Origin of the sequence: Paraburkholderia graminis C4D1M, assembly GCF_000172415.1 — a bacterium.
Classification (GTDB): Bacteria; Pseudomonadota; Gammaproteobacteria; order Burkholderiales; family Burkholderiaceae; genus Paraburkholderia; species Paraburkholderia graminis.
Map to the genome: position 1 here is coordinate 400,818 of NZ_ABLD01000004.1, position 21,088 is coordinate 421,905.

The following is a 21,088-nucleotide window of genomic DNA, read 5'->3' on the forward strand; positions in this document are numbered from 1 at the left end:
CGCCAGCTCGAGCGTGAGCCCGCGAAACGCGGACTCACGTCAATCGCTACTACGCCTGCACGAACGCCAGAAGATCCGCGTTCAACACATCCGCATTCACCGTCAACATGCCGTGCGGGAAGCCCGGATACGTTTTCAGCGTGCCGTTCTTCAGCAGCTTGATCGACTTCAGCGCCGCGTCCGCATACGGCACGATCTGATCGTCCTCACCGTGCAGCACGAGCGTGGGCACCGAGATCGCGCGCAGGTCCCCGCTCTGGTCCGTTTCCGAAAAAGCCTTGATGCCCTCATAGTGGGCCTTCGCGCTGCCCATCATCCCCTGACGCCACCAGTTCTGAATCACGCCTTGATGGACTGTCGCGCCCGCACGGTTGAAGCCGTAGAACGGGCCCGCCGGAACATCGACAAAGAATTGCGCGCGATTGGCTGCAAGCGCCGCGCGAAAGCCGTCGAAAACCTCGAGCGGCAAGCCTTCGGGATTCGCCTCGGTCTTGAGCATGAGCGGCGGCACGGCGCTCACCAGCACCGCCTTCGCCACGCGGCCGGAAGGCTCGCCATGCTTCGCCACGTAACGCGCCACCTCGCCGCCGCCCGTCGAATGGCCGATGTGCACCGCGTTGCGCAAGTCGAGCGCTTCGACCACCGCGAAAGCATCCGCGGCGTAGTGGTCCATGTCGTGTCCTTCCGACACTTGCGACGAGCGGCCGTGGCCGCGCCGGTCATGGGCGATCACGCGATAGCCCTTCTGGACGAAGAACAGCATCTGCGTATCCCAGTCGTCGGAAGACAATGGCCAGCCATGATGGAAGACGATCGGCTGCGCGTCTTTCGGGCCCCAGTCCTTGTAGAAAATTTCGACGTTGTCCTTCGTTGTCACATACGGCATGGTCGTTTCTCCGGTTGAGATTTTTGGCGATAGCCGGCTACATGATCCGGCTGCCGTGTTACGAAAGCCACCACGGTGGCGGCGACTGCACAAGCAACTGCAAACGCATCGAATGGAGAATACGGACGCGCTCCGCGTTATGGAAGAGATTTGCACCGCTTCGCCGCATTGATTGCGAAATTTCACAGGTTTTTCGGAATGCCACACAGGCACCATGCTCTGTTCATTCTGGGAGCCGTGTGATGAGACTAATAAAGATCGCGATGCTGGCCGCAACGTTGTTGCCGCTGTCGTCGTTTGCGGCGCTTGGCGGCGCCCCCGTCGCGAACGCCTCCGCGCCGCTCGTGCTGCGCGCCGCGGCGTCGCAGTCGGTTTTGGATTCCGCTTCGGGGTCCCCTGCCGCGGGCAGCCAGCCGGCCAGCGCCGTCACCGCCACGGCGCCCTACACGATGCGCCAGTCCGTCGACGCGAACGGCGTCACGATCCGCGAATACCTGCTGCCGGCCAACGTCGTGTTCGCCGTCACCTGGCAAGGGCCGATCCGCCCGAACATGCGCGCGCTGCTCGGCAGCTACTTCACGAACTACGTTGCCGCCGGACAGACCGGCGTGCGCGGCTCCGGCCCGCTGATAGAAGGCAACGACGATTTCCGCATCGAGTCCGCAGGCCGCCTGGGGAACTTCTCCGGCATGGCCTGGCTGCCGCGTCTGTTGCCCGCGGGCGTGCGTCCCGGCGACCTCGAATAACCGCCGCTCGGCACGAAGAGAACAAGACATGAATACATTGAAGAAGACGCTTTCGCTCGCGGCCGCCATTGGCGTGTTCGCGCTTTCGGCATGTGGAGGCGGCGGCAGCAGTGGCGGCAGCAACAATCAGGGCAGCAATTCGGTTGGCTGGAATGCGACGCCGGACTGGACGCCGCACGGCTCAGGCACGGACTCGGGGAATTCATCGCTGCCCGCAACCGGCGACAACACGGCGACGATCACCGTCGACAAGTCGATGGGCAGCATCAACATGCCGAAGGTGTCCATCAAGATCTGCGTGCCGGGCACGCAGAGCACGCCGCAATGCGTGACCGTGGACAACATGCTGGTCGACACCGGCTCCACGGGCGTGCGCATCGCCGCGCGCGCGATTCCCACGCTGGCCCCGTTGCTGCTCACGCAGGTCGGCGCTGCGGACGACACGAGCGGCTCGGCGCCTATTGTCGAATGCATGCCGTTCGCGTCGGGCTACACGTGGGGCTCGGTCAAGCGCGCCGACATCACGATCGGCAGCAAGACGGCGAGCAATCTTCCCATTCAGGTGTATTCGGACAACGCCTATCCGGTGCCGGACGACTGCTCGAACTCCGGTGCCGACATTGGCGGCGCCGACTTCTCGAACATGAACGGCATTGTCGGTGTGGACAGTTTCACAAGCGATTCGGCGGACGCACTGACCACCGCGGTTCCCGGCCTTTACTACTATTGCCCGTCGCAGAACTCGTGCGTCAGCACGCGCATGCTGGCCGGCAAGCAGGTCAGGAATCCGATCGCATCATTCGCCACCGACAACAACGGCGCGATCATCCGTCTGCCCGCCGTGCCGGCCGGCGGCAAGACGAGCGTGACGGGGCAACTGGTGTTCGGCATCGGTACGCAGCAGAACAACCAGATGCCGTCCACCGCGACGATTCTTGCCGTCGACAAATACGGCAGTTTCACCACGCAGTACAAAGGCCGGGCCTTCACCCACAGCCTGATAGACAGCGGCACGAATGCCTATGCCTTTCCGGACGACACCATTCCGACCGCGCTCGGCGACTGGTACACGCCCGCTGCGCCGCTCAGCGTGAGCGCAACAATGGAGTCGACCAACGGCTCCGGCAAGCCGCTCGATGTGCCGTTCTCGATCGCCAATCCGGGCGGCCGAAGCTCAGCGGGTTACTACGCGCTGAGCGACGCCGGCACCAACTTCTCGCAGCACAAGAACAGCATGTTCTTGTGGGGACTGCCGTTTTTCTATGGGCGCGACGTTTATACGGCCATGGGTAACGCGAAGGTAGGCACTCAGACCGGACCGTTCATCGCGTTCTAACCATTTCGCGCGGCACTGAAGGCGCGGCGTTACCGCTGTTACCGCTGCGCCTTCTTGCGCCATTTCCCAGGACACATTCAGCTTTGTCGGCATATTCCGGTACGGCTGCGCTGGCAACATGCTCCGACCTGTTTTCTGGAGCATTGCGATGAATCTTGTGAAGGCCGCGCTCGCCGCTGCGGTGATGTTACCGCTGGCTTCCTATGCGGCGTTGGGCGGCGCGCCGACGATCAGCGCAGCGTCGCAGTCACGGCTGCGGTCCGCCGCCGTTGCCGCGCCCACCGCTTTGGCTTCCGCCTCGTACACCGTGCGTGAAGCGCGCGACGCGGACGGCGTCACGATTCGCGAATACGTGCTGCCCAATAACGTCGTGTTTGCCGTCGCGTGGCAGGGGCCGGTGCGCCCCGACATGAATGCGCTGCTAGGCAATTATTTTCATCGCGCGGCGTCGGCGGGTGCGGGTAAGCCTCGCGGCACCGGTCCGTTAATCGACCGTAGCGACGACTTCCAGATCGAGTCGGTCGGCCGGCCTGGCAATTTCTTCGGCAAAGCGATTTTGCCGCGGCTGCTGCCGGCGAATGTCCGTGCAGAAGATGTCCGGTAACGGCCCGCGTCGATTTACGAAGAAGAAAATAATGAAGACTTTCAGCAAGACAGTTTGCTTCGCTTTGCTCACGGCTAGCGTCGGGCTTTCCGGTTGCGGCGGCGGTGGCGGCGACGATGCATCGGGCGCGGCGGTGCAGAATAACGATAAAGCGGACGGTGTGAGTCCGACTTCGAGTCCGCGTCCTTCGCCGGCTCCGGCACCTGCACCGACTCCGGCTCCGACGCCCGCTCCAGCTCCGACGCCTGTGCCGACTCCGACTCCGACACCTGTTCCGACGCCTACGCCCTCGCCAAGGCCGACACCGACACCATCCCCGGCTCCGACACCGACGCCAACTCCGACTCCGACTCCGGCACCGGCACCGGCACCGGCACCGGCACCGGCACCGACACCAACGCCGACGCCAACCCCGAAACCAACACCAACACCGACTCCGACACCGACTCCGACACCGACTCCGACACCAACTCCGACTCCGACTCCGACTCCGACTCCGACACCAACTCCGACTCCGACTCCAACTCCGACACCGACACCAACGCCCACACCAACGCAAAACACAGCCCCCATCACAATAGAACGATGGACAGGCGGCTACGCGAACACGCCCTACGTCGCGGTCACGATCTGCATTCCGGGCGTGCAAGGCGCGAATCAATGCGCGACCATCGATCACATGTTGCTCGATACCGGCTCGGCGGGCGTGCGTGTGATGGCAAGCGCGCTCGGGCCGGCGCTGGCGGGCAGCTTGCCGGCGCAGACAGGCGCGACCGACGACCCCACGCACAACGCGTCCATCTCCCAGTGCGCGATCTTTGCGTCGGGTTACACGTGGGGCTCGGTCAAGCGCGCGGACGTGAGCATCGGCGGAAAACTGGCGGGCAGTCTGCCGGTGCAGATCGTCAGCGACGGCGCGAATCCGACGCCGACCGATTGCGCGTCGCGCGGCGTCGTCGATATTGGTAGCGTCGCGCAGCTCGGCGCCAACGGCGTGGTCGGCATCGGCTCGGCGGTCCGCGACTTTCCGCTCGCCGCGCAATATGTGTTGCCGGCAACGTACTATTACTGTCCGTCGTCGGGTCCGTGCGCGAACACGCGCGTGCCGCTCGATACGCAGGTCATGAATCCGGTTGCGGACTTCACGACCGACAACAACGGCACGATCATCCGTCTTCCTTCGTTGCAGCCGGGCGGCCAGGCGAGCGCGACGGGCGAGCTCGTGTTCGGCATCGGCACGCAGCAGAACAACGCGCTGCCGTCGACCGCGAACATCATCCCGCTCGACAGCAACGGCTTTTTCACGACGACGTACAAAGGAAGCGCGTTCGGCAACGGCGTGATCGACAGCGGCTCGAACATCACCATCTTCGGCGACACGGCCATTCCGTTCGATGCATGGGGCCGCTATACGCCATCGACCACGTTGAGCCTGTCCGCCGTGCTCAAGCCGACGAGCGGCGCGCTCAAGTCCGCGACCGTGCCCTTCCAGGTCGCCAACACCGCGAGCCTCCTCGCCGGCACGTATGCCGCGTTCGACAACATCGCCGCGTACACGTCGGTCTCGGGCTATTTCATCTGGGGCTTGCCGTTCTTCTTCGGCCGCAGTGTTTATACGGCGCTTAGCGGCTCACAAGCCGGACCGCAGAGCGGGCCCTTCGTTGCGTTCTAAGAAAGCCGACGCATAACGCGGGTAATACGCGAGGCTGGCAAAGGCAACAGCCGGCCTCGTGCAAGACCATTCACACGCGTTCATTAGCTCACATTGGACACGCCGGCGGCGGCCGCGAATATCGCCGCGATCTTGCGGTTTCGATCACCTCGGAAAAGCCGCCGAGGCCGACGAACCACGCGGCGATAGCCGCGCTCGCACCCGATCGAGCGCGTGCGCTGTCTTCGCCAAGCCGGCGGTGAAACGCGAGCGCTATCGAACAGTACGCTGCCCCTCTCACGCCGGCCGTGAGAGGCGAGCGCAATCTCAGCGGCGCGTTGCGTTCACCACAACCACCGCCATACGCGAGCGCCACCCCAAGCGCCGCATCCCCATGCACAACGCCGCTGCGCATGTGCACCGTCAAAGCCCGCTTGCCGATTCTCACGCCTCGTCGCGGCGCGTCCCGCACCCGAACGAGGCGCATCCCATCTGCATGCACCACATTCGTACGCCAGCACGCATAAGCCCGCTTGCTCCGGGCCGCGCCACAGCGCGCGACGCTGCCATCCCGCGCGTTTCATCAACATGGCATATGCCTTGCAGTACAGGAGCGGCAAATCATGCAGGGCACGCCCCTGTGGCTGAGATCGACGCCCATAAACATTCATCATCAATGGCAAGGGGATACACATGAAACGTCGCAGTCTGTTGAAGTTCGGCTCCATGTCCGGCGCGCTCGCGCTTGCAGGCCGCGTGCCGTTCGCGCACGCGCAGTCCTCAAGCGGCCCGATCAAGGTAGGCATCCTGCATTCGCTGTCGGGCACGATGGCGATCTCCGAGACATCGCTGAAAGACACCGCGCTGATGACGATCGCGGACATCAACAAGAACGGTGGCGTGATGGGCCGTCAGCTTCAGCCGGTGGTCGTCGACCCGGCATCGAACTGGCCGCTCTTCGCAGAAAAAGCGCGTCAACTGATCACGCAGGAAAAATGCGCGGTGGTGTTCGGCTGCTGGACTTCCGTGTCGCGCAAGTCGGTGCTGCCGGTCTTCGAGGAACTCAACGGCCTGCTGTTCTACCCCGTGCAGTACGAAGGCGAAGAGATGTCGCGCAACGTGTTTTACACGGGCGCGGCGCCGAACCAGCAGGCGATTCCCGCAACCGAATATCTGATGAGCGCGGAAGGCGGCGGCGCGAAGCGCTTCTTCCTGCTCGGCACCGACTATGTGTATCCGCGCACGACGAACAAGATCCTGCGCGCGTTCCTGAAGTCGAAGGGCGTGCAGGACGCCGACATCCAGGAGGTCTACACGCCGTTCGGCCATAGCGACTACCAGACCATCGTCGCGAACATCAAGACCTTCTCGCAAGGCGGCAAGACGGCCGTGATCTCGACGGTGAACGGCGACTCGAATGTGCCCTTCTACAAGGAACTCGGCAACCAGGGGCTGAAGGCGTCGGACGTGCCGGTCGTCGCGTTCTCGGTCGGCGAGGAAGAACTGCGCGGCATCGACACGAAGCCGCTCGTCGGCAATCTCGCGGCATGGAACTACTTCATGTCGGTGCGCAATCCGGCCAACGAGAAGTTCAAGAAGCAATGGGCCGCGTGGGTCAAGGAAAACAACCTGCCGGGCGGCACGAAGCGCGTGACGAACGATCCGATGGAAGCGACTTTCGTCGGCATTCACATGTGGAAGCAGGCGGTCGAAAAGGCCAAGAGCACGGACGTCGACAAGGTACGCGTGGCGATGGTCGGCCAGCAGTTCGCGGCGCCGTCGGGCTTCACGCTCGAGATGGACGGCAACCACCATCTGCATAAGCCGGTGATGATCGGCGAAGTGCGCGCGGACGGTCAGTTCAATGTCGTATGGCGCACCAAGACCGCGGTTCGCGCGCAGCCGTGGAGTCCGTTTATCGCGGGCAATGCGGGCAAGCCGGATGTGGTGAGTTCGATTCCGGCGTTTCTGAAGCGCTCGCGGTCGCGGGTCGCCTGATTGGGTGGTGCGGCGTGTCGCGGCGGCTTGTGTTGCCGTTGCGATGCGTTGGTTTTGTGGTTGCGGCGCGCGTGCGGGGAGTCGCTTTGCGGCGCATGGCTTCGGGTTGAATTGCGTGGCCGTGCGTTGCTCGAATCGCGTGGATCGCGTAGTGCGTGGGTTGTACTGCGTCGCCGTGTTGCGTGGTCGTACTCCGTGGTCGCGTCGTGTGTCGTACTGCGCTGTCGCACTGCTGGTCGTCCTGCGCCGTCGTACTGCACCGCCGCACTACGCCGCATCGCGCCGCCAGCACCTCGCCACAACAAGCGGCCGGCCACAAGCATCCGCAGCGCTCCCGCAACCCATCGCGCGAAACGCTGCCTTGCATCGCGCCGCGTCGCTAGTCATTCTTCAAAGGCCATCATGGCGTTTTCATTTCTCACTTCTGCGCAGCGGTTCGCTCGACGCGGCACCGCATCTGCACTGCTCGCGTTAGCAACATTAGCCACGCTAACGCCACACGCCGCGTTCGCGCTGACCACCGCCGATGTCGCGCCGCTCGCCGCCGACGACTTCGACGCCAAGTCCGCAGCCATCGACAAACTCATCGCGAACCACGACAAGGAATCGCTGACGGTGTTAAAGGCGCTGTCCGAAGACACAGTGCTCGCCACCGACTCCGGCGCCGTCCTGCTACAAGACGGCGACACGCTGCACGATGCAGTCACCGGCAAGACAGTGGAAGCCAGCGACGCCCAGCCCGTCACGCTAAACAACCTGCTGCGCTCAAAAGTATCAGGCGCGCTCTCCGGCCTGCAACTCGACTCCGCCGACAAAACGACGCGCGAAGAAGCCATCAATGCGCTGCTGAAAAACCCGGACCCGTCGATCAAACCACTCGTCGACGCGGCCCGCGCAAAGGAAACCGACCCGGCGCTCAAGAAGCGCCTCGATACGCTTTGGGCCATGACCGCGCTGCATGACGCGGACGCGACGAAACGCCTCGAAGCGGTGCAACTCGTCGCCGCTCGCCACGACCTCGACATGAACGAACTGCTGCGTCCGCTCGTCGCGAAGAAGCCCGACGGCACGTTCGCCGAAACGGACGCTCGCGTGCGGGCCGCGGCACAAACGGGCATCGACGAACTCGATGCAATCCAGCGCCGCAGCGCGATTGCCGGCACGCTGTTCGCGGGTCTGTCGCTCGGCAGCGTGCTGCTGCTCGCCGCGCTCGGCCTCGCGATCACGTATGGCCTGATCGGCGTCATCAACATGGCGCACGGTGAATTTTTGATGATCGGCGCTTACGCCACCTATGTCGTGCAGAACCTCTTTCAACGCTTCGCGCCCGGCGCGTTCGACTGGTATCCGCTGCTCGCGGTGCCTGCGTCGTTCGTCGCGGCGGCGCTTGTCGGCATCGTCATCGAGCGGCTTGTGCTGAAGCATCTGTATGGCCGTCCGCTCGAAACGCTGCTGACCACGTTCGGCATCAGCCTGATTCTGATCCAGGCAACGCGCATGCTGTTCGGCGCGCAGAACGTGCAAGTCGTGAACCCTTCGTGGATGAGCGGCGGCGTAACCGTGTTGCCGAATCTGATCCTGCCGTATAACCGCCTCGTGATCCTCGCGTTTGCGCTCTTTGTCGTCGGCATTGCATGGGCCGTGTTGACGAAGACGCGCCTGGGTCTGTTCGTGCGCGCCGTCACGCAAAACCGTCGCATGGCCGCTTGCGTCGGCGTGAAAACCGCGCGCGTCGATTCGTATGCGTTCGCGTTCGGCGCGGGCATCGCGGGACTCGGCGGCTGCGCGCTCTCGCAGATCGGCAACGTCGGCCCTGACCTCGGTCAGAGCTACATCATCGATTCGTTCATGGCGGTCGTGCTGGGCGGCGTCGGTCAACTGGCGGGCACGGTGATCGGCGGCTTCGGGCTCGGACTCGTCAGCAAGGCGATCGAACCGTTCTGGGGCGCGGTGCTCGCGAAGATCGCGGTGCTCGTGCTGATCGTGCTGTTCATCCAGAAGCGTCCGCAGGGCATGTTCGCCCTCAAGGGCCGCAGCGCGGAGGCATGACATGACATCTGCGACTTCTTCTTCGAACGCGCCGGCTCACGTCGGCACGCACGGCACAAGCGGCGCCGAAACGCGCGCCGCGCAATCCGGCTTCGCGCTCGGCTTGCCGCCGCGTCCCGCGCTGCTGTCGCGGCGCGCGTGGCTCGCGCTGATCGCGTTGATCATCGTGTTCGGGCTCGGCGTGCCATTCGCCACGCTCGTCGTGCCGGAGACGAGCCCGCTGCATCTGTCCGCCTACGCGATGACGATCACCGGCAAGTTCATGTGCTACGCGATCGCCGCGCTGGCGCTCGATCTCGTGTGGGGCTACTGCGGCATTCTGAGCCTCGGTCATGCGCTGTTCTTCGCGCTCGGCGGCTACGCAATCGGCATGTACCTGATGCGCGCCATCGGTCACGACGGCAAGTACGGCAGCGACCTGCCCGACTTCATGGTGTTCCTCGACTGGCATCAACTGCCTTGGTACTGGGAAGGCACGCAACATCTCGGCTATGCGCTGCTGCTGGTCGTGCTGGTGCCGGCCGTGGTCGCGTGGGTGTTCGGCTTCTTCACGTTCCGCTCGCGCGTGAAAGGCGTGTATCTGTCGATCATCACGCAGGCCATGACCTTCGCCGCGATGCTGCTGTTCTATCGCAACGAAACGGGCTTCGGCGGCAATAACGGCTTTACGGATTTCAAGCGCATCGGCGGCTTCGCGATCACGCACCCGGGTACGCGCACCGCGTTGCTGCTGATTACGTTTGCCGTGCTGATTCTCGCGTTCATCGGCGCGCGCGCGATCGTCACGTCGAAGCTAGGCCGCGTCGTCACCGCCGTGCGCGACGGCGAGACGCGTCTCATGTTCCTCGGCTATAGCCCGCTCGCCTACAAGCTGTTCGTGTGGACCGTCTCCGCGGTGCTGTGCGGCATTGCCGGCGCGTTGTATGTGCCGCAAGTCGGCATCATCAATCCGGGCGAAATGTCGCCGGGCAATTCGATTGAAATGGCGATCTGGGTCGCCGTGGGCGGACGCGGCACGCTGATCGGGCCGATTGTCGGCGCATTCGCGGTGAACGGCGCGAAGAGCTTTTTCACGGCGAATTTCCCTGAATACTGGCTGTTCTTTCTCGGTCTGATTTTCGTGCTGGTCCCGCTGCTCTTGCCGAACGGCATCATGGGACTCATCGAACTCGTGACCCGCAAGAGGAACCGCTCATGAACGAAAATCCGATGGTTCCCGATCTCGCGTTGCCCGAACAACCTTCCGAGCATGCGCTAAGCGGCGTCGCCAGCATGGGGCACGCGGTCGTGCCGGGCGAGATCGACGTGTCGCACGGCACGATCCTGTATCTCGACGACGTGACCGTGAGCTTCGACGGCTTTCGCGCGTTGAACGCGCTGACGCTTTCCATCGACGCCGGCGAATTGCGCTGCATCATCGGCCCGAACGGCGCGGGCAAGACGACGATGATGGATGTGATCACCGGCAAGACCGCGCCCGATTCCGGCAAGGTGTTTCTCGGCCAGTCGATCGACCTGACGCGGATGAACGAGCCATCCATCGCGCGCGCCGGCATCGGACGCAAGTTTCAGAAGCCGACGGTTTTCGAGCAGCATCCCGTGTGGGAAAACCTCGAACTGGCGATGAAAACCGACAAGGGCTGGCTCGCTTCATTGCGTGCGCGGCTCGATCGCGAGGCGCAAGCGCGCATCGAAGAAACGCTGGCGTTGATCGGTCTCGAAAGCGAGGCGCGGCGTTTGGCCGGCGAGTTGTCGCATGGACAAAAGCAGCGGCTCGAGATCGGCATGTTGCTGATGCAACAACCCGCGCTGCTGCTGCTCGACGAACCCGCCGCCGGCATGACCGACGACGAAACCATGCAGCTCGCCGAACTGCTCAACCATCTGCGCGGCACCTGCTCGATGATGGTGGTCGAGCACGATATGGAGTTCGTCGCGGCACTGTCGGGCAAGACCGGCAAGGTCACGGTGATGGCCGAAGGACGCGTGCTCGCGCACGGCACGCTCGACGACGTCAAACGCGACGAGACCGTGATCGAATCGTATCTCGGCCGCTGAGTTAGCTCTATTAGTTAGCCCGATCAGCGCGCAGAGAATCACAGGACCGGACCACCATGCTAGAAGTACAAAACCTCAACCAGTACTACGGCGGCAGCCACATTCTTCGCGATGTGAAGCTGACCGTGCCCGACGGCAAGCTCACTGTGCTGCTGGGCCGCAACGGCGTCGGCAAGACCACGCTGCTGCGCTGCCTGATGGGCGTCGTGCAGACGAAGAGCGGCTCCATCGCGTGGCGCGGCGCGCCGATCACGAAGCTGCCCACGTATTCGCGCGTCGAGCATGGCCTCGCTTATGTGCCGCAAGGGCGCGATATTTTTCCGCGGCTCACCGTCGAAGAAAATCTGCTGGTGGGCGCGGCCAGCAAGAAAGCGCCGAAGAAAGTCCCCGAGCGCATCTACGAATTGTTTCCGGTGCTGAAGGACATGCGCGGGCGCCGCGGCGGCGATCTGTCGGGCGGTCAGCAGCAACAGCTCGCGATTGGCCGCGCGCTGATGAGCGAGCCGCAACTGCTGATTCTCGATGAACCGACGGAAGGCATTCAGCCGTCGATCATTCAGGATATTGGCCGCACGCTGCGTCAACTGGTCGAGGAAATGGGCATGACGGTGCTGCTTGTGGAGCAGTACTACGACTTCGCGAAGGAGATCGCCGACCGCTATTGGGTGATGAGCCGTGGCGAGATCGTCGCGGGCGGAGAAGGCGCGAATATGGATGCGGACGGCGTGCGTGCGCTGATCGCGGTGTGACTTGTGCGCGTTGGTTCGCGTGCTATGCTCGGCGCGTCTTGTTCGTGTTGCGCGGGCCTCGCGTTAGCTCCGGCTCGCGCCTGTAGGTCCTGTACTCACACATCGATCGCACGCTCATTAGCACGTTCATTAGCACGTCCACTTGCATGTCGCTTCACGAAAACCACCTCACGTTGGCCAATGCGCAAAGCGAAGCGCATGCGCAATGGCGCGCGCGTCTCGAACTCGGCTTCGTCAGGCGAGCTCAGCGCACGGCGCTTGAACACCGGCTCCACGATGGACCGTTGCGCGTGCAGCGGCCGCTTTATCCCGAGGGCGAGTCCATCTGTCATGCGGTGATCGTGCATCCGCCCGGCGGGATTGCGGGCGGCGATCAGCTCGACATCAGCGTGAATGTCGGCGCCGCCGCGCATGCCGTTATCACGACGCCAGGCGCGACCAAGTGGTACAAATCCAATGGACGCGCCGCGCGGCAAAACATCGCCGTGCACGTCGGCGAGAACGCGAAGCTCGACTGGCTGCCGCAGAACAACATCGTGTTCGATCATGCGAATGCGGCGCTGGATTTTTCGCTGACACTCGACGAAGGCGCGACGGCGATCGGCTGGGACGCGACGCAGTTGGGCCGGCAAGCGGCCGGCGAGCGGTGGTCGGAGGGAAGTCTGCGGGCGGTGTCGCGGATCGTGCGGGCAAAGAACGACATGAACGGCGACTTGCTGTGGTTCGAGCGCGCGAGCCTCGTCGCCGACGATCCGTTGCGCGATGCGGCTCAAGGACTCGGCGGCTTTCCCGCGTACGGTACGCTGTGGGCGATCGGCGCTGCTTGCGACGACGCGCTCGCCGAGGCGCTGACCGCTCAGCTTCCATTCGACAGCACGATACGCGCAGCGGCCACTTGCGTGACGAGCGGCGTGTTGCTGGTTCGAGTCGTCTCGCGTTCAATGGAGACCTTGCAACGCGCGTTGACGCAATGCTGGATGCAGTTGCGCCCCATCGTGCACGGCGTCGATGCCATGCCGCTAAGAATCTGGACCACCTGATCTGGGCCACCTAATCTGGACCACCTAGCGCGCCGCCGCGCTTTCACCGCCGTAAGACAGCCCCGCACCACACTGGCGCAACGGCGAGCCCCCACATGGTGCGCCGCGCTGAAAACTCCCCGCTCGCGCCCGCCGCACCACGATGGCACACACCTTGCGTTGTTAGCGCGCGATGCTGCCGCGCCTCGCGCGTCGACATCGCGCCCGAACGCGCACACCGACCACACCACGCCTGGACCACGCCTACATCACATGAACCGACCCACGCTTCGTTCCATGCGCCGCACGCTGCTCGCCGCACTGCTCGCCTCGCCTGTCCTCGCCGTCACCGTGCCCGCCCACGCGGACACGCTCGACAACATCGCCAAGGCGGGCGTGCTGAAAGTCGCCGTGCCCGAGGACTATCCGCCATTCGGCTCGGTCGGCCCGGACATGAAGCCGCAAGGCTACGACATCGAGACGGCCGCGCTGCTCGCGAAGTCGATGAACGTGAAGCTCGAACTCGTGCCCGTCAACAGCGCGAACCGCATTCCGTATCTGCAAACGAACAAGGTCGACCTCGTGATCTCGTCGCTCGGCAAGACGCCGGATCGCGAGAAAGTGATCGACTTCTCGACCGCGTACGCGCCGTACTACCAGGGCGTGTTCGGTCCCGCCGACGTCAAGGTGAGCGGCCCCGCCGACCTCACCGGCAAGACGGTCGGCGCGACGCGCGGCGCGCTCGAGGAACTCGGCCTCACGCAAATGGCGCCGAACGCGACGATCAAGCGCTTCGAGGACAACAACGCGACCATCGCCGCATTTCTGTCGGGCCAGGTTCAACTGATCGCGGCGGGCAACATCGTCGCGGCCGCGATCCTCGCGAAGAATCCGCCGCGCCGTCCGGAGCCGAAGTTCGTCATCAAGAACTCGCCGTGCTTCGTCGGCATGAACAAGAACGAGCCGCGCCTGCAGCAGAAGGTCAACGCCGCGATCGCGCAGGCGAAGCAGGACGGCACGTTCAACACGATGTCGAAGAAGTGGTTCGGCGCGGCGCTGCCTGCCGATCTGTAAGCGCGCCGTTAGCCGGACTTGATAGCGTCGCTGTTTGGTCCGGCATTGCACGGGTCGCATCCGCGACCCGCAACGCATATCATTGTCGCGACCCGATCCACTTGGACCGGGCGCCACTCACCGCACTCATTCGATGAAGCTGACACCTCGCGAGAAGGACAAGCTGCTGATTTTCACCGCTGCGCTGCTTGCCGAACGGCGCCGCGCGCGCGGCCTCAAACTGAACTATCCGGAAGCGGTCGCCTTCATCACCGCCGCGCTGATGGAAGCGGCGCGCGACGGCAAGACCGTCGCCGAGGTCATGCACTACGGCACGACGCTGCTCACACGCGACGACGTGATGGAAGGCGTGCCCGAGATGATCCCCGACATTCAGGTCGAGGCGACCTTCCCTGACGGCACGAAGCTCGTCACCGTTCATCATCCGATCCCTTGATCCGCTGAACCACAAAGGCACGCCCATGATTCCCGGCGAACTCCTCACCGACGACGGCGAGCACGAACTCAACGCGGGCCGCGCCACCGTCACGGTCGTCGTGTCGAATACCGGCGACCGGCCGGTGCAGATCGGCTCGCACTACCATTTCTACGAAGTGAACGACGCGCTCGCGTTCGACCGCGAAGCCGCGCGCGGCTTTCGCCTGAACATCGCGGCGGGCACGGCCGTGCGCTTCGAGCCAGGCCAGGAGCGCACCGTCGAACTCGTCGAACTGGCGGGCGAGCGCATCGTCTACGGCTTTAACGGCAAGGTGATGGGCAAGCTGTGATGCCCTTGCGGGCACTCGCCCCGAACGACCTGCTCATTTCCGGACCCACACCATGACCTTACGCATTGGCCGCCGCGCATACGCGGAAATGTTCGGCCCCACCACCGGCGACCGCGTGCGTCTCGCCGACACCGAGTTGCTGATCGAAGTCGAGCGCGACTTCACGACTTATGGCGAGGAAGTGAAATTCGGCGGCGGCAAAGTGATTCGCGACGGCATGGGCCAGTCGCAGCGCGTGCATGCCGAGGTTGTCGATACTGTCGTGACGAATGCGGTGATTCTCGATCACTGGGGCATCGTGAAGGCCGACATCGGCATCAAGGACGGCCGCATTGCCGCGATCGGCAAAGCGGGCAATCCCGACATTCAGCCGAACGTGACGATTGCGATTGGCGCATCCACCGAAGTGATCGCCGGCGAAGGACTGATCGTGACGGCGGGCGGCATCGACACGCATATTCACTTCATCAGCCCGCAGCAGATTGAAGAAGCGCTCGCAAGCGGCGTGACGACGATGCTCGGCGGCGGCACTGGCCCCGCAACGGGCACGAATGCGACCACTTGCACGCCGGGTCCGTGGCATCTCGAACGCATGCTGCAAGCCGCCGACGGTTATCCGATGAACCTCGGCTTTCTCGGCAAGGGCAACGTGAGCCAGCCGCAGCCCGCGCTCGAACAGATCGCGGCGGGCGCGATCGGTCTGAAGCTGCACGAGGACTGGGGCACGACGCCGGCCGCGATCGACAACTGTCTCTCCGTTGCCGATGACACCGACACGCAGGTCGCGATTCACACGGACACGCTGAACGAAGCGGGTTTCGTCGAAGCGACCGTGGCCGCGTTCAAGGGCCGCACGATCCACACGTACCACACTGAAGGCGCGGGCGGCGGCCACGCGCCGGACATCATCAAGGTATGCGGCGAGGCGAACGTGCTGCCTTCGTCGACGAATCCGACGCGCCCTTACACCGTCAACACGCTCGAAGAGCATCTCGACATGCTGATGGTGTGCCATCACCTGGACCCGTCGATTGCGGAAGATATTGCGTTTGCCGAGTCGCGCATACGCCGCGAGACGATTGCCGCCGAAGACATCCTGCATGATCTCGGCGCGCTCTCGATGCTGTCGTCCGATTCGCAGGCGATGGGCCGCGTGGGCGAAGTGATCATCCGCACATGGCAGACCGCGCACAAGATGAAGGTGCAGCGCGGCGCGCTGCCCGAAGACGGCGCGCGTCACGACAACTTTCGCGCGAAGCGTTACGTCGCCAAGTACACGATCAACCCCGCGATCACGCACGGCATCGCGCATGAAGTCGGGTCCATCGAGCCGGGCAAATGGGCCGACCTCGTGTTCTGGGAGCCGGCGTTCTTCGGCATCAAGCCTTCGCTGATTCTTAAGGGCGGCATGATCGCGATGGCGCAGATGGGCGACCCCAACGCGTCGATTCCCACGCCGCAGCCGGTGCATTATCGTGAGATGTTCGCGACGCGCGGCGGTGCGTTGGGGCGCACGTCGCTGACTTTCGTTTCGCAACTCGCCGCCGAGGCTGGCGTTGCCGAGCGTTATGGTTTGAACAAGCGTATCGTGGCCGTGAAGAACTGCCGCAACATCACGAAGGCCGACATGATTCACAACGCGTGGCGTCCGTCGATCAGCGTCGATCCCGAAACCTATCAGGTGATCGCCGATGGTCAACTGCTCACGTGCGAACCGGCCACCGTCTTGCCGATGGCGCAACGCTATTTCCTGTTCTGATCATGCGCACACTCGACAAACTGCTTGCACCTCATCTGAAGCTCGCGCCCGTGCTGGTCAAGCGCGCGCCGACCTTGACACTCGCTTTCGATGACCGTCGCAAGAGCCGCCTCGCGGCCACGCTCGATAACGGCGAGGAAGTGGCGATGCTGCTGCCGCGCGGCACTGTTCTGCGCGACGGCGATGTGCTGGTCGCCGACGACGGCGGCCTCGTGCGCGTGGTCGCCGCGGCGGAAACCGTGCTCGTGGTCCGCGCGAAAGATACGCTGACGCTCACGCGCGCCGCGTATCACCTCGGCAATCGTCATACGCCGGTTGAAGTCGGCGCGGATTATCTGAAGCTCGAGTACGATCCCGTTCTCGCCGATATGTTGAAGCGCATCGGAGCAACCGTCGATCAGGTGTCGATGCCGTTTCAGCCCGAGTCGGGCGCGTATGGCGGCGGTCACAAGCATGGCCACGACGAGACTTTCGCCGAAGACTATGCGTTGGCGCAGCAGGTGTTCGGCGAGCATCATGGGCATGGGCATTCGCACGATCATGATCACGGCCACGAAGGTCACGGCCACTCGCACGAGCACGGCCATTCGCACGATCACGAAGGCCACGTACACGACGAATCCTGCGGCCACGCGCATCACGCTCACCATGCGCATCGCTGAACTCACCGCGCTATTGCATCTCGCGTCGCCGGCATTGCCGATCGGCGCATTCAGTTATTCGCAGGGTCTCGAAGCGGCGATCGAAGCGCAACTGATCACCGACGCCGACTCGGCCCGCGACTGGATTGCGAGCGGACTGACCGACGTCCTCGCGCATGGCGAACTGCCGTTCCTCGCGCATCAAATGGAACGCTGGCGCACGCACGACGCCGACGGCCTCGCGCAAGCGAATCGCGAATTCCTCGCGAGCCGCGAGTCGGCCGAGTTGCGTCGCGAGACCGAGCAAATGGGGTGGTCGCTGCGGCAATTGTGCGTGTCGCTCGAATGGAGCGATGCAGCGCGGCGCGCGACGCTTACTGCGATCACGCCGCTCGCTCAGCCCACGGCATTCGCTTTCGCCGCCTATGCGCACGATGCAGCGGTCGATGCCGCTCTCGCCGCGTACGCATTCAGTTGGGTGGAGAACCAGGCCGCTGCCGCATTGAAGGCGGTGCCGCTCGGGCAACTCGCGGGGCAGCGCATTATCGTCGCGTTGCGCGGACCGATCGACGCAGCGGTGACGCGCGCGCTCGCGACATCGCCGGAACATATCAACACTTTCGCGCCGCAGCTCGGCATTCTGTCGGCGCGTCACGAGTCGCAGTATTCGCGGCTCTTTCGCTCATAAATCGATCCATCATGAACGCACCTCAACATTCCGCTCACTCGTCCGTTCGCACGAAGAAACTGCCGCCGCTGCGCGTGGGCGTCGGCGGTCCGGTCGGCTCGGGCAAGACCACGCTGCTCGAAATGCTCTGCAAGGCGATGCGCGAACAATACGATCTTGTCGCGATCACCAACGACATCTATACGAAAGAAGATCAGCGCCTGCTGACGGTGGCGGGCGCGTTGCCGGCCGAGCGCATCATGGGCGTCGAGACGGGCGGCTGCCCGCATACGGCGATTCGCGAGGACGCGTCGATCAACCTCGAAGCCGTCGACCGCATGCTCACGCGCTTCCCGGACGCGGACATCGTTTTCATCGAATCGGGCGGCGATAACCTCGCGGCAACCTTCAGCCCGGAACTGTCGGACCTGACGATCTACGTGATCGACGTGGCGGGTGGCGAGAAGATTCCGCGCAAGGGCGGCCCCGGCATAACAAAGTCGGACCTGCTTGTGATCAACAAGACGGACCTCGCGCCGATGGTCGGCGCGAACCTCGACGTGATGGCTTCGGACGCGAAGAAAATGCGCGGCGAGCGGCCTTTCGTGATGACCAATCTGAAGGCGCTCGACGGGTTGGATCAGGTGGTGCGGTTTATCGAGCGGAAGGGGTTGTTGAGGGTTTGAGGGCGGAGCGTGATGCTCGGCGTCTCACTCGCCCGGATGAGGGTGATCGGTGCGAAACGCAGTTGTCTTCAGGATATACGAGTTAATTAGCAAGAAGCGCCGAGCCCCCCTCACTCCGGCAACACCGCCATCAACACATCCACCGTGCGCGCGGTCGCGCCGCGATGGCGCGCGGCGAAGGCCGATGCCGCGCCGCCCATCGCGAGGCGCCGCGCCTTGTCGTTGAATAGATCGCGCAGTGCGCGGGCGAGGTCGGCCGGGTCTTGCACTTGCACCGCCGCGCCCGCGGCGACCGCATCGGCCGTGGCCTGCGTGAAGTTGAACACGTGCGGGCCGATCAGCACCGGCACGCCGACCGCGCATGCCTCGATCAGATTCTGTCCGCCGAGCGGCAACAGACTGCCGCCGATAAACGCCAAGTCGGAGGCCGCATAATAAGCGCCCAGTTCGCCCATCGAATCGCCGAGCAGCACATTCACGTCCGCCGGCAACGCAGGCACGCCGCCGCTCGCAGCCACCGCGGCCGATGCCACCTTCGCATCCGGCGCCCATTGCGAACGCCTCGCGAGCCGCAAGCCCGCTTTCTCGACGAGCGCCGCCACTTCGTTAAAGCGTTGCGGATGACGCGGCACGAGAATCAGCAGCGCGCCTTCCACGCCAAGCTCGGAGAACGCCTGCAGCACGAGTTCCTCTTCGCCCTCGCGCGTGCTTGCCGCGACCCACACGGGACGCGCGCCGATCGCCGCGCGCCACGCATGACCGCGCGCCGCCAGTTCAGGCGGCGTGCTCATGTCGAACTTCAGATTGCCGAGCACCGCGACGTTGCGCGCACCGAGCGCGGTGAGCCGCTCGGCATCCGACGGACTTTGCGCCAGCACGCGCGCAAAGCCGCCGAACACGTCCTTCGTCGCACCGCCGAACTTCGCCGCGCGCTTGAATGAGCGCGCCGACATGCGCGCATTGGTCAGCACGAGTTGCACATCCGCGCGACGGCATTCGTCGATCAGCGTGGGCCACACCTCGGTCTCCATCACGAGACCGACCGACGGCCGCCACGCGCGCAGAAAACGCCGCACCGCGTGAGGCATGTCGTACGGCAGATAGCTGCGCAACACACGGTCGCCGAAAATCTGCTCGCCGGTTGCGCGGCCGCTCGGCGTCATGTGCGTCAACAGAATGCGCGCATCGGGACGCGCCTTCATGAGCGCGTCGATCAGCGGCTGCGCGGCGCGCGTCTCGCCGACCGACACGGCGTGCACCCAGATCAACGGCGCGTTGTCCTCAGGCAAACGTCCGCGCGAATAACCAAAGCGCTCGCCGATATGCTCACGATAACCGCGCTCCTTGCGCGAGCGGATCAGCAAACGCAGCACGGCGACGGGCGCGATGATCCACCACAGCGCGTTATAGATCACCCTCAGCATGCGCGCTCCGCATCACGCAGCATGCGACGGGCTGGCGAAGCCGGCGACTTGCAATAAGCGGCGCTCAAACCAGCGCCCTGCCCTTCAGGCGTTCGAGTATGCCGAGCGGCGCGCACTCGGGTTGCGCCATCGCCTTGACCGGCAGGAAGAAGGTCTGTTCGAGCATGAACTGACCGGACATCACCGCGTGCGAAGTCTGGTCGGAGAAACACACCCACACGCTGCCCGGCGGAAACGGCATGGTCTCCTGCGGGCTCGTCTTCTGATACTCGAGATCGGCCTTCATGCCGTCGTGCAGATTCAGCATCAGGTGGTCGTATTCGCTGCGCGGCGACTTCGTCACATGCAGCAGATTCAGCAGCCACGCGGCGCCCGGCATTTGCGGCTTGATGCGCGGCAGGAAGCGTTTGGCCATGTCCTCGAACGGTTCGCCGACTCGCCACACGCGCGGCACGCCATGCGGATTGACGTTCGTGAACACGCGCAGAATGCGCTCGCCGTAATTCGGCCGCGACGGGAATGCGTCGACGTGCAGACGGCTATCGTCCTTGCGCCACGAAGTCTGGCGCGTTTCCACCTGATGCAGCCGCAGGCTCGTGGGCGCGACCCGCAGCCGGCCGTTGTATTCGGGAAAGAGCCCGTCGACCAGCGTGCGTGCATTCGCCTGATAACGCGCGATCAACGCACGCACCGCGGACTGCGTGACGGCGTCGCCGGCCACACCGTGCAGCGCGCCGCCATTCGGTTCGAGGCTGATGTTCTTGCGGTTCGGATCGGCGAGCGCGGGATCGAGCAGCGCCTGCTCGCCGCCTTCGATAGCAAAGCGCAGATTCGGAAAATACAGCACTTTGCCGCGTTCGACGCCGGCCAGCAGCGTCTCGCGCGGCACGGACAGATTGCGTGCGTGCCAGTCGGCGTTCGCGACTTCGATGATCTGTGTTTCGTTCATGATCGCCCTTGAAAACGGATGATGC

At 64.1% G+C, this 21,088-nt stretch carries 20 protein-coding genes and 1 pseudogene; 17 read left to right on the top strand and 4 right to left on the bottom strand.

The window, feature by feature from the left end; translation table 11 throughout:
• Positions 1-49 precede the first annotated feature (49 nt).
• Positions 50-886, bottom strand: coding sequence for an alpha/beta fold hydrolase (locus BGRAMDRAFT_RS09875; protein ID WP_006048575.1), 837 nt, complete (start codon positions 884-886; stop codon positions 50-52).
• A 242-nt stretch (positions 887-1,128) separates the two neighbouring features.
• Here BGRAMDRAFT_RS09875 and BGRAMDRAFT_RS09880 point away from each other — a divergent pair, with 242 nt between their 5' ends.
• The 3 genes from BGRAMDRAFT_RS09880 to BGRAMDRAFT_RS09890 all read left to right on the top strand — a co-directional run bounded on the left by BGRAMDRAFT_RS09880 (position 1,129) and on the right by BGRAMDRAFT_RS09890 (position 3,572).
• Positions 1,129-1,632, top strand: coding sequence for a DUF2844 domain-containing protein (locus BGRAMDRAFT_RS09880; protein ID WP_006048576.1), 504 nt, complete (start codon positions 1,129-1,131; stop codon positions 1,630-1,632).
• Between the two features lie 28 nt (positions 1,633-1,660).
• Positions 1,661-2,968 (top strand): DUF3443 domain-containing protein, encoded by a 1,308-nt coding sequence (locus BGRAMDRAFT_RS09885; RefSeq protein WP_006048577.1) that lies wholly within the window; start codon positions 1,661-1,663, stop codon positions 2,966-2,968.
• 148 nt (positions 2,969-3,116) lie between these two features.
• Entirely contained in the window at positions 3,117-3,572 is a 456-nt protein-coding gene (locus BGRAMDRAFT_RS09890) for a DUF2844 domain-containing protein (protein WP_006048578.1), read from the top strand.
• A gap of 281 nt (positions 3,573-3,853) precedes the next feature.
• Here BGRAMDRAFT_RS09890 and BGRAMDRAFT_RS35305 read toward each other — a convergent pair whose 3' ends face one another.
• The gene (locus BGRAMDRAFT_RS35305) at positions 3,854-4,042 is read right to left on the bottom strand and encodes a hypothetical protein (protein ID WP_232292252.1); all 189 of its coding nucleotides are present in this window, start codon (positions 4,040-4,042) and stop codon (positions 3,854-3,856) included.
• A 95-nt stretch (positions 4,043-4,137) separates the two neighbouring features.
• On the opposite strand from BGRAMDRAFT_RS35305, the pseudogene BGRAMDRAFT_RS33600 reads away from it, so the two are divergent.
• The 14 genes and pseudogenes from BGRAMDRAFT_RS33600 to ureG form a co-directional block, all read left to right on the top strand.
• A pseudogene (locus BGRAMDRAFT_RS33600) lies at positions 4,138-5,244 on the top strand (DUF3443 domain-containing protein); the annotation flags it as partial.
• A 672-nt stretch (positions 5,245-5,916) separates the two neighbouring features.
• Complete coding sequence (urtA, locus tag BGRAMDRAFT_RS09910) at positions 5,917-7,221, top strand: urea ABC transporter substrate-binding protein (RefSeq protein ID WP_006048581.1); 1,305 nt, start codon at positions 5,917-5,919, stop codon at positions 7,219-7,221.
• A 402-nt stretch (positions 7,222-7,623) separates the two neighbouring features.
• Positions 7,624-9,270: an urea ABC transporter permease subunit UrtB gene (gene urtB, locus BGRAMDRAFT_RS09915; protein WP_006048582.1), complete on the top strand. Its 1,647-nt coding sequence runs from the start codon at positions 7,624-7,626 to the stop codon at positions 9,268-9,270.
• 1 nt (position 9,271) lies between these two features.
• Entirely contained in the window at positions 9,272-10,468 is a 1,197-nt protein-coding gene (urtC, locus tag BGRAMDRAFT_RS09920; RefSeq protein WP_006048583.1) for an urea ABC transporter permease subunit UrtC, read from the top strand.
• Complete coding sequence (urtD, locus tag BGRAMDRAFT_RS09925; protein WP_006048584.1) at positions 10,465-11,328, top strand: urea ABC transporter ATP-binding protein UrtD; 864 nt, start codon at positions 10,465-10,467, stop codon at positions 11,326-11,328. The genes urtC and urtD overlap by 4 nt, the downstream gene beginning before the upstream one ends.
• Positions 11,329-11,384: 56 nt before the next feature.
• Positions 11,385-12,077 (top strand): urea ABC transporter ATP-binding subunit UrtE, encoded by a 693-nt coding sequence (urtE, locus tag BGRAMDRAFT_RS09930; RefSeq protein ID WP_006048585.1) that lies wholly within the window; start codon positions 11,385-11,387, stop codon positions 12,075-12,077.
• Positions 12,078-12,223: 146 nt separating this feature from the next.
• Positions 12,224-13,117: an urease accessory protein UreD gene (locus BGRAMDRAFT_RS09935; protein ID WP_006048586.1), complete on the top strand. Its 894-nt coding sequence runs from the start codon at positions 12,224-12,226 to the stop codon at positions 13,115-13,117.
• A gap of 252 nt (positions 13,118-13,369) precedes the next feature.
• On the top strand, positions 13,370-14,170 hold the full coding sequence (locus BGRAMDRAFT_RS09940; RefSeq protein WP_029971092.1) for a transporter substrate-binding domain-containing protein: 801 nt from the start codon (positions 13,370-13,372) through the stop codon (positions 14,168-14,170).
• A gap of 133 nt (positions 14,171-14,303) precedes the next feature.
• Complete coding sequence (ureA, locus tag BGRAMDRAFT_RS09945; RefSeq protein ID WP_006048588.1) at positions 14,304-14,606, top strand: urease subunit gamma; 303 nt, start codon at positions 14,304-14,306, stop codon at positions 14,604-14,606.
• A 25-nt stretch (positions 14,607-14,631) separates the two neighbouring features.
• A complete protein-coding gene (locus tag BGRAMDRAFT_RS09950) occupies positions 14,632-14,937 on the top strand; it encodes an urease subunit beta (RefSeq protein ID WP_006048589.1) in 306 nt (101 codons plus the stop codon).
• 52 nt (positions 14,938-14,989) lie between these two features.
• Positions 14,990-16,696, top strand: a complete 1,707-nt coding sequence (gene ureC, locus BGRAMDRAFT_RS09955) for an urease subunit alpha (RefSeq protein ID WP_006048590.1) — start codon at positions 14,990-14,992, stop codon at positions 16,694-16,696.
• Positions 16,697-16,698: 2 nt separating this feature from the next.
• Positions 16,699-17,358, top strand: a complete 660-nt coding sequence (gene ureE, locus BGRAMDRAFT_RS09960; protein ID WP_006048591.1) for an urease accessory protein UreE — start codon at positions 16,699-16,701, stop codon at positions 17,356-17,358.
• A complete protein-coding gene (locus tag BGRAMDRAFT_RS09965) occupies positions 17,345-18,025 on the top strand; it encodes an urease accessory protein UreF (RefSeq protein ID WP_006048592.1) in 681 nt (226 codons plus the stop codon). The genes ureE and BGRAMDRAFT_RS09965 overlap by 14 nt, the downstream gene beginning before the upstream one ends.
• A gap of 11 nt (positions 18,026-18,036) precedes the next feature.
• Entirely contained in the window at positions 18,037-18,690 is a 654-nt protein-coding gene (gene ureG / locus BGRAMDRAFT_RS09970) for an urease accessory protein UreG (protein WP_006048593.1), read from the top strand.
• Between the two features lie 110 nt (positions 18,691-18,800).
• On the opposite strand, the gene waaA is transcribed toward ureG, so the two are convergent.
• Entirely contained in the window at positions 18,801-20,114 is a 1,314-nt protein-coding gene (waaA, locus tag BGRAMDRAFT_RS09975) for a lipid IV(A) 3-deoxy-D-manno-octulosonic acid transferase (protein WP_006048594.1), read from the bottom strand.
• Between the two features lie 64 nt (positions 20,115-20,178).
• Complete coding sequence (locus BGRAMDRAFT_RS09980) at positions 20,179-21,063, bottom strand: Kdo hydroxylase family protein (RefSeq protein ID WP_006048595.1); 885 nt, start codon at positions 21,061-21,063, stop codon at positions 20,179-20,181.
• Between the last annotated feature and the right edge of the window lie 25 nt (positions 21,064-21,088).

Bases quoted from the DNA above. Each gene is read 5' to 3' on its own strand.
- ureG (WP_006048593.1), top strand. From the start codon at position 18,037: ATGAACGCACCTCAACATTCCGCTCACTCGTCCGTTCGCACGAAGAAA.
- BGRAMDRAFT_RS09935 (WP_006048586.1), top strand. From the start codon at position 12,224: ATGTCGCTTCACGAAAACCACCTCACGTTGGCCAATGCGCAAAGCGAA.
- ureA (WP_006048588.1), top strand. From the start codon at position 14,304: ATGAAGCTGACACCTCGCGAGAAGGACAAGCTGCTGATTTTCACCGCT.
- urtE (WP_006048585.1), top strand. From the start codon at position 11,385: ATGCTAGAAGTACAAAACCTCAACCAGTACTACGGCGGCAGCCACATT.
- urtD (WP_006048584.1), top strand. From the start codon at position 10,465: ATGAACGAAAATCCGATGGTTCCCGATCTCGCGTTGCCCGAACAACCT.
- BGRAMDRAFT_RS09875 (WP_006048575.1), bottom strand. From the start codon at position 886: ATGCCGTATGTGACAACGAAGGACAACGTCGAAATTTTCTACAAGGAC.
- ureE (WP_006048591.1), top strand. From the start codon at position 16,699: ATGCGCACACTCGACAAACTGCTTGCACCTCATCTGAAGCTCGCGCCC.
- BGRAMDRAFT_RS09980 (WP_006048595.1), bottom strand. From the start codon at position 21,063: ATGAACGAAACACAGATCATCGAAGTCGCGAACGCCGACTGGCACGCA.
- BGRAMDRAFT_RS09885 (WP_006048577.1), top strand. From the start codon at position 1,661: ATGAATACATTGAAGAAGACGCTTTCGCTCGCGGCCGCCATTGGCGTG.
- BGRAMDRAFT_RS09950 (WP_006048589.1), top strand. From the start codon at position 14,632: ATGATTCCCGGCGAACTCCTCACCGACGACGGCGAGCACGAACTCAAC.
- urtB (WP_006048582.1), top strand. From the start codon at position 7,624: ATGGCGTTTTCATTTCTCACTTCTGCGCAGCGGTTCGCTCGACGCGGC.
- BGRAMDRAFT_RS09890 (WP_006048578.1), top strand. From the start codon at position 3,117: ATGAATCTTGTGAAGGCCGCGCTCGCCGCTGCGGTGATGTTACCGCTG.
- ureC (WP_006048590.1), top strand. From the start codon at position 14,990: ATGACCTTACGCATTGGCCGCCGCGCATACGCGGAAATGTTCGGCCCC.
- BGRAMDRAFT_RS09880 (WP_006048576.1), top strand. From the start codon at position 1,129: ATGAGACTAATAAAGATCGCGATGCTGGCCGCAACGTTGTTGCCGCTG.
- BGRAMDRAFT_RS09940 (WP_029971092.1), top strand. From the start codon at position 13,370: ATGAACCGACCCACGCTTCGTTCCATGCGCCGCACGCTGCTCGCCGCA.
- waaA (WP_006048594.1), bottom strand. From the start codon at position 20,114: ATGCTGAGGGTGATCTATAACGCGCTGTGGTGGATCATCGCGCCCGTC.
- BGRAMDRAFT_RS09965 (WP_006048592.1), top strand. From the start codon at position 17,345: ATGCGCATCGCTGAACTCACCGCGCTATTGCATCTCGCGTCGCCGGCA.
- urtA (WP_006048581.1), top strand. From the start codon at position 5,917: ATGAAACGTCGCAGTCTGTTGAAGTTCGGCTCCATGTCCGGCGCGCTC.
- urtC (WP_006048583.1), top strand. From the start codon at position 9,272: ATGACATCTGCGACTTCTTCTTCGAACGCGCCGGCTCACGTCGGCACG.